The organism is Empedobacter sp. UBA5924 (assembly GCF_002431085.1).
GTDB lineage: Bacteria > Bacteroidota > Bacteroidia > Flavobacteriales > Weeksellaceae > Empedobacter > Empedobacter falsenii_B.
Map to the genome: position 1 here is coordinate 175,097 of NZ_DJDM01000017.1, position 14,843 is coordinate 189,939.

Annotated in this window: 11 protein-coding genes; 6 read left to right on the forward strand and 5 right to left on the reverse strand. The window is 33.1% G+C overall.

Annotated features, from left to right (window positions below):
• Nucleotides 1–112: 112 nt before the first annotated feature.
• Nucleotides 113–1,273: a dicarboxylate/amino acid:cation symporter gene (locus tag B3792_RS04670; RefSeq protein WP_286494715.1), complete on the forward strand. Its 1,161-nt coding sequence runs from the start codon at nucleotides 113–115 to the stop codon at nucleotides 1,271–1,273.
• A 63-nt stretch (nucleotides 1,274–1,336) separates the two neighbouring features.
• Here the strand turns inward: B3792_RS04670 and B3792_RS04675 are convergent, their stop codons facing one another.
• The 3 genes from B3792_RS04675 to B3792_RS04685 all read right to left on the reverse strand — a co-directional run bounded on the left by B3792_RS04675 (nucleotide 1,337) and on the right by B3792_RS04685 (nucleotide 4,720).
• A complete protein-coding gene (locus B3792_RS04675; protein WP_286494714.1) occupies nucleotides 1,337–2,572 on the reverse strand; it encodes a DEAD/DEAH box helicase in 1,236 nt (411 codons plus the stop codon).
• Nucleotides 2,573–2,648: 76 nt separating this feature from the next.
• A complete protein-coding gene (locus B3792_RS04680; protein ID WP_115001543.1) occupies nucleotides 2,649–3,740 on the reverse strand; it encodes an RluA family pseudouridine synthase in 1,092 nt (363 codons plus the stop codon).
• An 11-nt stretch (nucleotides 3,741–3,751) separates the two neighbouring features.
• The gene (locus tag B3792_RS04685; protein ID WP_286494713.1) at nucleotides 3,752–4,720 is read right to left on the reverse strand and encodes a PASTA domain-containing protein; all 969 of its coding nucleotides are present in this window, start codon (nucleotides 4,718–4,720) and stop codon (nucleotides 3,752–3,754) included.
• Nucleotides 4,721–4,811: 91 nt separating this feature from the next.
• On the opposite strand from B3792_RS04685, the gene B3792_RS04690 reads away from it, so the two are divergent.
• Nucleotides 4,812–5,801, forward strand: a complete 990-nt coding sequence (locus tag B3792_RS04690) for a D-alanine--D-alanine ligase (protein WP_115001541.1) — start codon at nucleotides 4,812–4,814, stop codon at nucleotides 5,799–5,801.
• Nucleotides 5,789–6,250 carry a pantetheine-phosphate adenylyltransferase gene (gene coaD, locus B3792_RS04695; RefSeq protein ID WP_115001540.1) on the forward strand — a complete coding sequence of 154 codons (462 nt, stop codon included), beginning with the start codon at nucleotides 5,789–5,791 and terminating at the stop codon, nucleotides 6,248–6,250. Before B3792_RS04690 ends, coaD begins: the two co-directional genes overlap by 13 nt.
• Before the next feature lie 63 nt (nucleotides 6,251–6,313).
• Here coaD and B3792_RS04700 read toward each other — a convergent pair whose 3' ends face one another.
• Nucleotides 6,314–6,910, reverse strand: coding sequence for a ribonuclease HII (locus tag B3792_RS04700; RefSeq protein WP_286494711.1), 597 nt, complete (start codon nucleotides 6,908–6,910; stop codon nucleotides 6,314–6,316).
• 102 nt (nucleotides 6,911–7,012) lie between these two features.
• Between B3792_RS04700 and B3792_RS04705 the strand changes: the two genes are divergently transcribed.
• The 3 genes from B3792_RS04705 to B3792_RS04715 all read left to right on the forward strand — a co-directional run bounded on the left by B3792_RS04705 (nucleotide 7,013) and on the right by B3792_RS04715 (nucleotide 13,292).
• Nucleotides 7,013–10,195 carry a SusC/RagA family TonB-linked outer membrane protein gene (locus B3792_RS04705; protein ID WP_286494710.1) on the forward strand — a complete coding sequence of 1,061 codons (3,183 nt, stop codon included), beginning with the start codon at nucleotides 7,013–7,015 and terminating at the stop codon, nucleotides 10,193–10,195.
• A gap of 15 nt (nucleotides 10,196–10,210) precedes the next feature.
• Nucleotides 10,211–11,809, forward strand: a complete 1,599-nt coding sequence (locus tag B3792_RS04710; RefSeq protein ID WP_286494709.1) for a SusD/RagB family nutrient-binding outer membrane lipoprotein — start codon at nucleotides 10,211–10,213, stop codon at nucleotides 11,807–11,809.
• Between the two features lie 91 nt (nucleotides 11,810–11,900).
• Nucleotides 11,901–13,292 (forward strand): T9SS type B sorting domain-containing protein, encoded by a 1,392-nt coding sequence (locus B3792_RS04715; RefSeq protein ID WP_291068995.1) that lies wholly within the window; start codon nucleotides 11,901–11,903, stop codon nucleotides 13,290–13,292.
• 43 nt (nucleotides 13,293–13,335) lie between these two features.
• Here the strand turns inward: B3792_RS04715 and guaB are convergent, their stop codons facing one another.
• Nucleotides 13,336–14,796 (reverse strand): IMP dehydrogenase, encoded by a 1,461-nt coding sequence (gene guaB, locus B3792_RS04720; protein ID WP_291047161.1) that lies wholly within the window; start codon nucleotides 14,794–14,796, stop codon nucleotides 13,336–13,338.
• Nucleotides 14,797–14,843 lie beyond the last annotated feature (47 nt).

Sequence of the window (14,843 nt, forward strand, 5' to 3'; positions counted from 1 at the left end):
ATAGTGTATTTTTTAATGTCATATAATTTAGTGAAAAAATTTAAATATTTCCAAAAATATATTTAGTCTATTAAATTAATAGAGTTTATATTTGTCGCAAATTTTGTGTCAAATGTTAAAAAAGATTGCGAGCAATACATTATTTCGATTGCTTTTGGGTGTGATTGCCGGTTTGGTTTTAGGAAATTATCTGAACGAAAATACAATTCAAGTTGTTTTATCCTTAAAATATTTTACAGGGCAATTAATTTTCTTTTTGGTTCCGTTAATTGTGATTGGTTTTATCGTTTCTTCAATTACGAAATTAAGCGAAGGCTCTGCTAAAATAGTAGGTTTTTCATTATTAATTGCATATTTATCTTCAATAGGAGCGGGGTTATTTTCGATGATTGCAGGTTATCAAATCATTCCAAATTTATCTATTCCAACTTCAGTGGATTCGTTGCGAGAAGTTCCAAAAATTTTATTTCAATTAGATATTCCGCCAATTTTTTCGGTGATGACAGCGTTGGTTATTTCGTTGATGCTAGGAATGGGAATTTTGATTACAAAAGCGAAGGAATTAGAAAAGATTTTTGATCAATTCAAAGATATTGTAATTCTTTTGGTAAATAAAGTTTTGATTCCGATTTTACCTTTTTTCATTGCTGCAAATTTTGCAATTTTGAGTTATGAAGGTTCTATTGAAAAACAATTACCAGTTTTCTTGAAAGTAATTTTAATCGTTATTATTGGTCATTTTATTTGGATGACATTAATGTATACAATCGCAGGATTTTATCATAAAACAAATCCATTCAAACTACTAAAACATTATCCTCCTGTCTATTTAACGGCTGTTGGAACAATGTCATCTGCTGCATCTTTGGGTATTGCTGTGAAAGCAGTTGACGATAGTAAAGTAATTAAACCAACGATTGCTAATTTTACGATTCCATTTTTCTCGAATACACATTTATGTGGTTCGGTTTTGACAGAAGTTTTCTTTGTGATGACGGTTTCGCAAGTATTGTATGGTCATATTCCTGATTTAGGAACAATGGTAACTTTTGTTTTGCTTTTAGGCGTTTTTGCAGTTGGTGCACCAGGAGTTCCAGGTGGAACAGTTGTCGCTTCGTTAGGATTAATTTCAAATGTTTTAGGATTTGATGAAGCTGGAGTAGCTCTAATCTTGACTATTTTCGCATTGCAGGATAGTTTTGGAACGGCGTGTAATATTACAACTGATGGCGCATTGAGCATGATTGTAGATAAATATGCTGATGAGAAATAATTTTAACTCAACTATGAAAAATATAAAAAAAATCACTTCATTTCGAAGTGATTTTTTTTTGCTTTATTTTCTTCTTCCTCGATGAGGATTCTTTGGTTTCGTATCTTTTTTGGGTTTAAAACCTGTATTATTTTTCTTGAAATTATTATTGTTACTATTTGCGTCAGGTAATTTATAAAACTCTTTTGGTGTTTTAATCACCGTCACATAATTACCAATCAATTTCTCAATATTTGCCAAATCACCTCTTTCGTCAGCAGCACATAAAGAAATTGCTTTTCCTTCGCGTCCCGCACGACCAGTACGTCCGATTCGGTGTACATATGTTTCAGGAACATTCGGTAATTCGTAATTGATCACATAAGGTAATTGATCAATATCGATTCCACGAGCAGCAATATCAGTGGCAATTAATACTTTTAATTTTTCTTCTTTGAAATCATTTAAAGCACGTTGTCTTGCATTTTGAGATTTATCACCATGAATTGCCGCAGCAGGGATTCCTGCTTTTTCCAAGTGTCTTACCAAACGATTTGCGCCGTGTTTTGTACGTGTAAAAATCAAGGTACGATCTTCTGGATGCTCGTTTAAAATGCTAACCAAAAGTTTTACTTTCATGTCTTTGTCTACATGATAAACAAATTGCTCAACTGTTTCGGCAGTCGAAGAAACAGGTGCCACGCTGACTTCTTTTGGACGACGAAGAACTGAATGAGAAAATTTTCGAATGTTTTTTGGCATCGTTGCCGAGAAGAAAAGTGATTGTCTTTCTTTTGGAATGATTTCTAAAATCTTTTTGATTTCATGAACAAATCCCATATCCAACATACGATCGGCTTCATCTAAAACAAAAATCTCTATTTGATTAATTTTTAAATGTCCTTGTCCAATCAAATCCAACAAACGACCAGGCGTTGCAATTAAAATATCAACACCATTTTTGATGGCTCCAATTTGTGGATTTTGATTAACACCTCCAAAAATCGCTAAATGTTTTAATGGTAAATTTTTACCATATAATTTAAAACTTTCGTTGATTTGAATGGCTAATTCACGTGTTGGCGTTAAAATTAATGTTCTAATTTTTCTTCCTTTACTCGGAGAATTTGTTAAGTTTTGTAGAATAGGAATTGCGAAAGATGCTGTTTTTCCTGTTCCTGTTTGTGCACAACCAATAATATCATTTCCTTCTAAAACTAAAGGAATAGATTGCTCTTGAATTTCGGTTGGTTCTGTATATCCAGCCTCATCAATTGCTTTTAAAATTGGTTCAATTATATTTAATTCTGAAAAATTCATTGATTAAAATCGTGTAAGTTTTTATATAGAAATAGATAAGCACTTCCGTAGAAGTGCTTTATAATTAAAAATAAATCTATTCCATTTCTTTTGCGTTGCGATCAATTTTTTCCTCAGGTTCTGTTGCATGAACAGAGTTTGCCGAATAATTTCTCCAACGTTCTAAAATATCTATCATATCAGCAGGCATCGGGGATTCGAAATACATACGTTCTCCTGTTGTAGGATGATCAAATCCTAATGTGCGTGCGTGTAAAGCTTGGCGAGGACAAGCAGCGAAACAATTGTCAACAAACTGTTTGTATTTGTTGAATGTTGTTCCTTTCAAAATGCGATCTCCACCATAACGAGCATCATTGAATAATGGATGACCCAAATGTTTGAAATGCGCACGAATTTGATGTGTACGACCAGTTTCTAATTTACATTCGACCAATGTAACATAAGAAAAATTCTCCATTACTTTATAATGTGTCACAGCATGTTTACCTTGATCTCCATCAGGAAAAACTGCCATTTGCATACGATCTTTTAAGTGTCGACCAATATGTCCTGTAATTGTTCCTTCTTGTTCTGCCAAAACTCCCCAAACCAAAGCATTGTATAAACGGTCTGTTGTGTGAGCTGCAAATTGTTCTGCTAAACTTGTCATCGCAACTTCTGTCTTCGCAATAACCAAAAGTCCGCTTGTGTCTTTATCGATACGGTGTACCAAACCAGGACGTTCCATCTGATCTGACATTGATGGTAAATTATCAAAATGAAACTTTAAGGCATTTACCAAAGTTCCTGTATAATTTCCATGTCCAGGGTGTACAACCATTCCAGGTTCTTTATCAATTACGACAACTTGATCATCTTCGTAAATAATTTTGATTGGAATATCTTCTGCTATAACTTCATTCTCGCGTGGAGGAGTTTCTAACATAATCTGAATAAAATCTCCAGGCTTTACTTTGTAATTCGATTTTACAGATTCATTGTTCACTAAAATGTTTCCGTTATCGGCTGCTTGTTGAATTTTATTTCTTGTTGCGTTCTCAATTCTAATCATTAAGAACTTATCTATACGCAATAACGATTGACCTTTGTCAACCGTTATTGAAAAATGCTCGTATAATTTATTGTCGTTTTCCTCTTGTAAGAAATCTTCTAAATCTTCTGTCATTTATTCTCTTTCTATTCTATAATAATCTCTTCTGGAGCTTTAGGCGCTTCTGTAGGCTTTTGTTGCTCTGTAGGCTGATTATTTTGTTGTTGCTGTTGTTGCATATCTTTGATCTGCTGTTCAGCTTTTTGTGTTATAATATCTCTATATTGAGAACCGCTAATTGTATCTTCGCCAAAGTTTTTGTACTGAACATCCAATTCTTTTAACTGCGTTCTAATTTTATCGCGAGGTTCTGTTGATAACCAAATATCAATTGGTTGACCTTGATCGTAAGTATCCGTAGCAAATGGGAATTGATAAACAACTCTTGCGTTGATTGTATCATGAGAAGCTCCAATAAATTTGATTTGACCAATCTCGAAGAAATTATCTTTGATTGATTTTTTAGCTTCTGTCAATGTTAAATTAACCAAATTAGGCATTCTAACACCAGATAACATTCCGCGTCCTAATACCAAATCAACTGTCGCAAAACGAGGTAATTGTTCTCCTGCTTTTACAATTTTTCCGTTGTATAATATTTTAAGAACTGCATCTTTTGCTAAATCTGGTTCGTAAATTATTTTTCCAATTTTAAGACCAGAAATTTCTAATTGTGTAAAGGCTAAACGTTTTGATTTTCCAACTAAATCTGGTAATTCAACTGGACGATATGTTTTCGGATTTGACTTAATAAAGATACGACGACCTTCTTTTACACGCGATTCTGCTGCAGGATAAAAATCCATAATAGCAAAAGGTTTCGTATTTGGATCAAAACGAGAACTATCTACTTCGTATGTCAAACCAAGTTCTTCTAACTTAGCTGTAGCATCAGTAATATTCATTTTAGATAAATCCGGAACTTCAACAAATTCATTGTGATTTGTATACGAATCTAACCAAATGTTAAAAATAAAATGGTAAAGCCCAAATGATAGCGCTATTACAATAGCTACATTCAGCAAAACTTGAATGATTGATTTTACTCCTTTCATTGAAATGATAAATTGTCGCACAAATATAGTTTAAAAATAATATTTATGATTGATGTCAAAGTTCTATATTTGAATAAATTTTAAATTAAACATGTTAAGAGTAGCAGTTGTAGCAGGTGGATATACGGATGAAAGCGTGATTTCGTTGAAAAGTTGCGAGTTAATTTACTCAAGTCTAAATCCAGAAAAGTACGACAGAACAAGGGTTCGAATCTTAAAAGAAGGTTGGTTTGCCGAAATTGAAGGCGAAAAATATCCAATCAATAAAGGTGATTTTTCATTTGAAAAAAATGGAGAAAAAATTACGTTTGATGTCGTTTTTAATACAATTCATGGTACGCCAGGCGAAGATGGTTATTTGCAAGCGTATTTTGAAATGATTGGTTTACCATACAATGGATGCCCTTTTTATCAATCTGCCTTAACATTTAATAAAAAAGATTGTATCGCAGTATTGAGTAAATATGGAATTCCACACGCGAAATCAATTTATCTTAATCAAGGAGATCAATATTCTGCAAAAGAAATTATCGATCAAGTTGGTTTACCTTGTTTCGTGAAACCAAATCGTTCAGGATCTAGTTTAGGAATTTCGAAAGTTCATAAAGAAGATGAATTTGAAGCTGCAATGCAAAAAGCTTTTCTTGAAGATAAAGAAGTTTTGATCGAATCTTTCTTAGATGGAACTGAGATATCGGTCGGAGTTTTAAATTACAAAGGAGAAACAATGGTGTTGGGAATTACAGAAATTGTTTCGCACACAGAATTTTTTGATTATGATGCAAAATATAATGGTTTGTCTGACGAAATTACACCAGCTCGTTTAACACCAGAAGTTGAAGCAAGAGTAAGAGAAATTGCGGCTAAAGCATATAAATGTATTAATATGTCTGGTTTTTCGCGTTCAGAATATATTATTGTAAACGGAGAGCCGCATTTTATTGAAATGAATACGTTGCCAGGTTTTTCTCCTGCAAGTATTTTTCCTCAGCAAGCTGCTCATGCAGGAATTGCTTTGGAAGATTTGATGGATAGTGAAATAGAATTTGCTTTAAATAGACCTTCAGCATGGATAGAATAGCCGTTTTTCCTGGATCTTTTGATCCAATTACTTTAGGGCATTTAGATATTATAGAGCGTGCAGTTCCTTTATTTGACAAGATTATTGTTGCTATCGGTACAAATTCATCAAAGAATTATATGTTCTCTTTGGAGCAAAGAATTAAGTTTATTGAAGATTCGGTTGCGAAATTCGAAAATGTAGAAGTAATGGCTTACAAAGGTCTGACTGTCGATTTTTGTGATGAAGTAAATGCACAATTTATTTTACGAGGACTTCGTAATCCAGCCGATTTCGAATTTGAGAAAGCGATTGCGCACACAAACCGAGCAATTACCAATCATAATATCGAAACAATCTTTTTATTAACATCTTCTGGTAAAGCTTACATCAGTTCAAGTATTGTTCGCGATGTTATGCGAAACGGAGGGAAGTATGAGATATTAGTTCCAGATGTTGTGAGGATTTAGAATAACGTTATATAATATTATATATAAAACGAGAGCATTATATAATGCTCTCATTTTTATTTTCTATAAATCTAAGCTTAATTGATCTGGTAATAATTTAAATGTCATTCTATGATAAGGAGTAGCTCCATATTCTTTTATTGCTAAGCGATGAGCTTTTGTTGGATAACCTTTATTTTTTTTCCAATCGTACATTGGAAATTCTTCGTGGATTTTTTCCATATATTCATCACGATACGTTTTTGCTAAAATAGATGCTGCCGCAATATTCATATATTTTGAATCACCTTTTATAATACACTCGTGTGAGACATCATGATATTTATTAAAACGATTTCCATCAACAACAATCAAATCTTTCGGACAATCTAATTGATCTATTGCTCGATGCATAGCCAAAAAACTAGCGTTTAAGATATTTATTTCGTCAATTTCATTTGGCCAAACAATTCCAATTGCCCAATATTTAGCATTTTCTTCTATAAATGTTCTCAACGAATTTCTTTTCTTTTCAGATAATTGTTTTGAATCATTAATAATTTCATTTTCAAAATCATTTCCCAAAATAACGGCTGCTGCTACAACCGGACCACTTAAACATCCTCTTCCTGCTTCATCGCAACCTATTTCATATTCGTGATTTGATAAAACTTTGTACAATTTTTTATATTTTTAACAAAGTTATCAAAATTTAGCATAAAAAAGTTTTGTAAATGTTATAGAAATCTTAAGTTTATGAAAGTTTTAAAAATGTTTTAACAGATGAGGAGAAATTTAAAAAACTTGTTTGTATTAGGAGGTATTCTTTTAGGAACTTCATTATATGCGCAAGAAAAGACTGTTACAGGAACTGTAACAGACTCTGATGGACTTCCAGTAGCTGATGCTGTTGTAAAAACAACATCAGGAAAAGAAGCTTACACTGACGAAAATGGGGTGTTTAGTATTGAAGCTAAACAAGGAGATTTAGTAACAGTAGAAGCAATGGGATTACCAACTCAAACTTTTTCAGTTGGTGCTGGTTCAGAATATAAAGTAACTCTTAAAGCTTCTGATACAGTAGAGTTAGAAGGGGCTGTAGTAACCGCATTAGGTATTACACGTGAAAAAAAATCATTAGGATATGCTTCGCAAGAAGTTAAAGGAGATGTGATTTCTGCTGCAAGAGGGAGCAACCCTTTAAATTCCTTATCAGGAAATGTTGCAGGTTTGTCAATCTCTAACAACTCTGGTAACTTAGGAGGGTCTACTCGTATTGTTCTTAGAGGGTTACGTTCTATTACTGGAGAAAATAGACCATTGATAGTTATCGATGGTATACCAATGAGTAACAACAACGTTAATGGTTCTGGTGCTTCAAGTGGTAGTGGAGGTCGCGATTATGGAGATGGGGCTTTTGATATGAACCCTGATGATGTTGAATCAATCAACGTATTGAAAGGTGGTCCAGCATCTGCTTTATATGGGTCTCGTGGTGCTAATGGTGTAATTATGATTACGACTAAAAAAGGTAAAAAAGGTCGTGATGAAATAACTATTAACACGGGGGTTTCATTTGATCAAGTAGCAATTAGTCCTAAGCTTCAAAAATCTTATGGAGGTGGATCTAAGGATACGTTTAGTAAAATTACAGTAGATGGAAAACAATATAATATTGTAGAGTATCAAATGGATGAATCTTGGGGGCCAAAATATAATGGTCAAATGGTTCTTCATTGGAATGCATTTAATCCTGAAGATCCAACAAACTATATGGTTGCAAGGGAATGGAAAGCTCCAGCTCATGACGTAGATTCATTCTATAATACAGGTATTACTTATACTAATTCTGCTAGTTTTTCAAAATCTTATGAAAATACGAATGCAAAATTAGCAATATCTAACATTAATCAATCAGGTATTATTCCTAATTCATCATTAAAAAGAACAACTCTTAATTTAGGGATTGATAACAAATTTGGAGATAAATTTCAGGTTTCTGGAGATATGAATTATGTGAGAACAGATGGATTTAATCGTCCTGAGTTTGGATATGGAGATAATTCAGTTATTCAGAAGTTCTATCAATGGGGACAACGTTCGTTAGATTTTGCTGCTTTAAAAAATTATAAAAACAGTAAAGGAGAACAATTATCTTGGAACAGAACTGCTTGGAATAATGCCACACCATTATATTCTGATAACCCATATTGGATTATTAATGAGAATACTTCTGACGATAGACGTGATCGTTTTTATGGAAACGTAAAATTAAGATATGACATCTTACCAGGGTTGTATGCAACTGGAGCTGTTTATGGAGATCATTATAACTTACAAATTCAAGAAAGAGTTGCAGTAGGATCTCAAGCGACATCAGGATATAGTTTATATACTCGTCAATTTACAGAGATGAACTACGAAGGGCGTTTAAACTATGAAAAGAAATGGACTGATTTTAGTGTGAATGCTTTCGCAGGGGTTAATAGACGTCATGAGACAAGATCTAATGTAAATGCAGCTACTTCAGGAGGATTAGTTGTTCCAAATTTATATTCGTTGTCTAACTCAATGGCATCACCAACTGTATCTAATTATAGATCTAAGAAAAGAGTAAATTCTGTATTTGCAGGTGCTTCTTTTGGATTCTATGATGTATTCTATTTAGATGTAACAGCTCGTAATGACTGGTCATCTACTTTACCAGAAGCAAATAACTCGTATTTTTATCCTTCAGTATCTGGAGCGTTTGTTTTCTCAAACTTGATTAAACAAGATTGGTTAACATTTGGTAAAATTCGTGGAGGTTGGTCTCGTGTAGCAAATGATACAGATCCTTTCAATTTAATTGATACATATGCTAATTCTACGTTTACAGGAACTACAAATTTAGGAGATCCTTATTATTTATTACCATTAGCTAAAGCAAATAAAAATTTGAAACCTGAGATGGTAGATTCTTGGGAGGTTGGTTTAGAAATGCAATTCTTTAAAAATCGTTTCGGATTTGATGTTACTTATTATCAACAAAAAACAAACGACTTAATTGTACAAAATACAACTCCTGCTGAAACTGGGTTTACTGCTAAATGGTATAATGCTGGGGTAATGGAAAATAAAGGTATTGAAGCAATGGTGAAGATTACACCAATCCAAACTGAAGAATTTTCTTGGGATTTTGCATGGAACTTTGCAAAAAATGATAACAAAATTGTAGAATTATACGGAGACTTACAATCTATTACATTAGCTCAAGCACCATTTAAAGCTGGGGTTTATGCAATGTTAGGTTCTAAATATGGTCAAATCCGTGGAACTGACTTTATTTATGATGATCAAGGTAATAAAGTAGTTGGGGCTAACGGATTGTATTTATCTTCTGGCGTTAAGAATTTAGGTTCTGTTTTACCTGACTATAACATGGGATTCCGTAACACATTTACTTACAAAGGTGTTTCTTTATCTGCGTTAGTAGATGTGCAAAAAGGAGGTAAATACTTTGCTTTAACAAATATGTGGGGTATGTACTCAGGTATGTTAGAAGAAACAGCAGCAAATGGAGTGCGTGAAAACGGTGTAATTTCTCAGGGTGTTACTGGTTCAGTAAAATCAAATGGAGATGGAACTTATACAGTAACAAATACAGCAGAAAATACAAAAGTTGTTGATGCATCTTCATATTTTGGAAATTATTATTCAGGACCAACATCTCAAAACGTATTTGATTCTGATTACATCAAATTAAGAGAGGTTACTTTATCATATACTTTCCCTAAAAAATGGGCTGGACCATTTTCTAATGTAGTTGTATCTGCATTTGGAAGAAATCTAGCTACATGGGGGTTAGATAATAAGAATTTTGATCCAGAAGTTGCTACAGGAGGTTCAGGAAATGTACAAGGATTAGAAGGAGGGTCTTTACCTTCAACAAGATCTTTTGGTATGAATCTTAAATTACAATTTTAATTTAGAAAAAGAGTTATGAAAAAGAATATCGGAAAATATTTATTAATGGCTACTTTATTAGGTTCTACTGCAATGTTCACTTCTTGTGATAATGGATTAGCAGAGCTTAATGAAAATCCGAATAGCCCTGAAATTGTACCTACATATACTATTTTTAATGGAGCTACAAGATATTTAATGTCAACAGCAAGAGATGGTTGGTGGTCTGCACGTATGTCAATGCCTTGGATGCAGTATACAGCACAAATTAACTATACTGAAGAAGATAAGTATCAATATCGTGATACTCAAACTTCAGGAGGTTGGAATGCTTTATATAGATCAGCATCTAACTTTAAAGATATTATTGATAAATGTACAAATCCAGAGACTGCAGCTCAAATGGGACAGTATGGTGATTTAGATAATCAAATTGCTATCTCAAGAATAATGTTAGCATATACATTTGATCAATTAGTGTCAAGTTTTGGTGATGTACCATATTGGTCTCACGGGAATAAAAATGCAGATTTCCAAGCTTTACAAATTGATGATTACGCTGCACCTAAATATGTTTCTCAACAAGTTATTTATGAAGATTTGTTAAAAGAATTAAAAGAGGCATCAGAGCAATTGGATGTGAATGCGTCTGGTTTTTCTAGTGGGGATAATATCTATGGAGGAGATGTTGCTAAATGGAAAAAATTTGCAAACTCTTTGCGTTTAAGAATTGCTAACCGTGTAAAAGCTAAATTGCCTTCAGCAAACGCTCATATCACAGATGCAATTGCAAAAGGAGTATTTACATCGAATGATGATAATGCAGCTCAAAACTTTGGTAGTTCTGCTGCAGAAGGATCTCCATTTTGGGCAACTTTCTTTACAGGAAGTATGCGTACAGATTTTGCGACGAATAAACAGTTTATTAACTTGTTAAAAGGTCAATCAACAAAAAACTTTGGAGTGGATCCTCGTTTACAAGTTTATGCAGCACCTATTGGTCTTAAAAAGTCTCAAGTATATCCAGCATCATATTCTGATACTGATGATCTAACAAAATATCAAGGTATGCCTTATGGTCTTCCAGATACAATGTTATCACTAAATAATGAAACAGCTAAACTTTCATTTACTTCTAAGTATGTAATGACGCCTACTTTTGCTGAAGTATTAATGGAATATGCTGAAGTAGAGTTTATCTTATCAGAAATTAATGGATGGGATGCAACTCATTATAAAGCAGGTGTACAAGCCTCTATGGATAAATGGGGTGTTGATGCAACTAAAGCTACAGCTTATGTAAATGCATTACCAGCTGCAAATCAAGAAAACGTTATTACGCAGAAATATATTGCATTATACATGCAAGGAGCTGAAGCTTGGAATGAATACCGTAGAACAGGTTATCCAAATGGAGGAATTTTATTATTACCAGGTCAAACAGCAAAAGATAATAATGGAGCTACTTATACATTTACTCCATTAATGTCAGGTAATGTTGTTGCTAAAGACTTGCCAGCACGTGTACGTTATCCAATTACACAACCATCGTTAAATGGAGCGAATTATAAAGATGCTTCATCTAAATTAAGCAATGGTGATGAAATTGATTCTAAATTATTTTTTGCTAAATAATAGTATCACATTTTTCTTAATACTTTACAGCTACTTCTACTGAAGTAGCTGTTTTTTTATGAAAAAAAAATCGTAATTTCACTAGAAGATAATGTTTATGAAAGGTATAAGGTTTGTTTTTTTTATAAGTTGTTTTAATATACTATGTACTGTTTTAGGTCAATCGACTATAAGAAAGGTAGAAATTAATAAATGTTTAGGTTATAATTTTAATAATGATTTAATCATAGAAACACCTACAGATCTAGATGAAATTCAAGCGGAATTTTATAGACAAAACCCAACTTTAGATCCTATAAAATATACACACAACGGGCGTGTTTATAAAAATTCTAATTTTACAATAGAATATCCTAGAGTGAAAAGGATTTTTACAATAGATGATGGAGATAAAGAAAGGAAGATATTTTATTTTAAATTTATAGAGAATACGTTACATAATCCGATAGAAACTTTTCCAGTTCAAGTCATTTACAATAGGAATAGAACCCCACCTGGATTAAACGGCGAATCTATTTTTGGTTGTATAGAAGCAAATTATGAAAAGTATGATTTAACCAAAATTTCTTTAATTGAAGCATTTATAAATGTACCTACAGATGAACGAATTTTAGTATTTAGTCTTTATAAAACTCAACTGGATATGACTTTGGATAAGAATCTAATCCAAGAATCTGATTGGAGAAATTATCTGATTCATCCAACAGAGGAGCATAAAGTTTATTTGAAAATATCGTTTAAAGATTTTTCAAAGCAATGTGTATCGTATTCTGTAATAGAGCTAAAATTAAAAGATTATTCCACTCAAATGGATAAAACTGAATTTGAGTTTTGTGGAACTCCTTTTGTGGTTAATGGTCCAGATAATCAATCTAATTACGAATGGTATTTTAATGGAGATTTAAAATCAACTAAAAAAGAAGTGAAAGTTGATGCCTTGGGAGAGTGGATTGTCTATTTTGATAATGATTTGGGTTGTAAATCAAGTCTCAAAATTAATGTGATTCCGGAGAAAGAAAGATCGCGTATAGAAAAAGTAACTGCAACTTCTAATAGTATTACGATAATTCCTTTTCCAAATGCTAATATTGATAGTTATTCTTTAGATGGCATTACTTTTCAGAATAGTGGTACATTTTTCAATCAAACAGCAGATTTAATTAGTATTTGGTATAAAACTAAATTAGGTTGTGTTTTTGGACCTATACCTTTTGATATTGCAAACGGCTTCAATTTTTTATCACCAAATGGTGATGGAATTAATGACACTTGGAGTTTGAGAAATAAAGATTTTTATAAAAATGCTAAAATTCAGATTTTTGATAGATATGGTAAAATAGTTGCGAATGGAATCGTAAATGATATTTTGCCTTGGAACGGTAAACATAATAATTTTGTATTGCCAACAGGGACTTATTGGTTTATAATAAAAGATGATAAAGAGACACTTAAAACAGGATATATCGTTTTAAAAACAAAATAGCAAGCCAATTAGCTTGCTATTTTGTTTAATATATTGATAATTCTTAATTCGAATAATTAGGAGCTTCTTTTGTAATCACAACATCATGCGGATGAGATTCATTTAAACCTGCACCTGTGATACGAACAAATTTTCCGTTTTCAATTAAATCTTGAATAGTTGGAGTTCCACAGTATCCCATTCCAGCTCGCAAACCACCACATAGTTGGTAAACAACTTCTGCAATAGAACCTTTGTGAGGAACACGACCTTCAATACCTTCTGGAACTAATTTCTTCGCATCGGCTTGGAAATAACGATCTTTAGAACCACGTTTCATTGCAGCTAAAGAACCCATTCCTTGGTAGGCTTTGAATTTACGTCCTTGGAAAATAATTTCTTCTCCTGGTGCTTCATCCGTTCCTGCGAATAGACTTCCTAACATCACCACGTTTGCACCAGCAGCAACTGCTTTTACAATATCACCTGATAATTTGATTCCACCATCTCCAATAATTGATACATTTCTTGTTTTTGCATAAGAATGTACATCATGAATAGCAGAAAGTTGAGGTACTCCAACACCAGCTACAACACGAGTTGTACAAATAGAACCAGGTCCAACACCAACTTTTAAAGCATTTGCACCAGCATCTATTAATGCTTTTGCAGCTTCGGCAGTTACAATGTTTCCACCTACGATATCTAATCCAGGAAAAGCATTTCTTACTTCAGCGACTTTACTAATTACACCTGCAGAATGTCCATGTGCAGAATCTAAAGCAACGATATCAACACCTTTATTAACCAAGGCTTGAACACGCTCTAACGTATCATTTCCAACACCAACTCCAGCTCCAACACGTAAACGACCTTTAGAGTCTTTACATGCATTTGGAAATTCTGTTAAATTGTCAATGTCTTTAATCGTAATTAACCCGATTAATTTATTGTTTTCGTCAACGATTGGTAATTTTTCGATGCGGTAACGAGAAAGAATTTCTTTCGCTTTTTTAAGATCAGTATCAATATCAGATGTAACGATATTTTCTTTTGTCATGACATCTTCGACCAATTGATCAAAGTTTTCTTGGTAACGAATATCACGGTTTGTTATAATACCAACCAATGTTCTATCATCTTCCACAACTGGTAATCCAGAGATTTTATATTTCTCCATTAAATGAACAGCATCTTGTAATGTGTGGTGACGCGATAATGTGATTGGGTCAGAAATCATACCGTTTTCTGAACGTTTTACCATATCAATTTCGTTCGATTGTTCTTCGATAGACATATTTTTATGCACGAAAGATAAACCTCCTTCACGCGCTAATGCAATTGCTAATCTTGCTTCGGATACAGTATCCATCGCAGCAGAAACTATCGGAATGTTAAGTGTGATATTGTCTGTGAATCTTGTTTGTAGAGATACTTGGTTCGGTAATATCTCTGAGTAGGCTGGCACTAATAACACATCGTCAAAAGTGAAGCCCGTTTGTAGAATTTTGTCTGTTAAAGGCATTGCTTTTTGCATTGCAAATTTAGATGAAAAAAGTTTAGAATCAAAAC

Bases quoted from the DNA above. Each gene is read 5' to 3' on its own strand.
- coaD (WP_115001540.1), top strand. From the start codon at position 5,789: ATGGATAGAATAGCCGTTTTTCCTGGATCTTTTGATCCAATTACTTTA.
- B3792_RS04685 (WP_286494713.1), bottom strand. From the start codon at position 4,720: ATGAAAGGAGTAAAATCAATCATTCAAGTTTTGCTGAATGTAGCTATT.
- guaB (WP_291047161.1), bottom strand. From the start codon at position 14,796: ATGCCTTTAACAGACAAAATTCTACAAACGGGCTTCACTTTTGACGAT.
- B3792_RS04715 (WP_291068995.1), top strand. From the start codon at position 11,901: ATGTTTATGAAAGGTATAAGGTTTGTTTTTTTTATAAGTTGTTTTAAT.
- B3792_RS04690 (WP_115001541.1), top strand. From the start codon at position 4,812: ATGTTAAGAGTAGCAGTTGTAGCAGGTGGATATACGGATGAAAGCGTG.
- B3792_RS04680 (WP_115001543.1), bottom strand. From the start codon at position 3,740: ATGACAGAAGATTTAGAAGATTTCTTACAAGAGGAAAACGACAATAAA.
- B3792_RS04670 (WP_286494715.1), top strand. From the start codon at position 113: ATGTTAAAAAAGATTGCGAGCAATACATTATTTCGATTGCTTTTGGGT.
- B3792_RS04675 (WP_286494714.1), bottom strand. From the start codon at position 2,572: ATGAATTTTTCAGAATTAAATATAATTGAACCAATTTTAAAAGCAATT.
- B3792_RS04705 (WP_286494710.1), top strand. From the start codon at position 7,013: ATGAGGAGAAATTTAAAAAACTTGTTTGTATTAGGAGGTATTCTTTTA.
- B3792_RS04710 (WP_286494709.1), top strand. From the start codon at position 10,211: ATGAAAAAGAATATCGGAAAATATTTATTAATGGCTACTTTATTAGGT.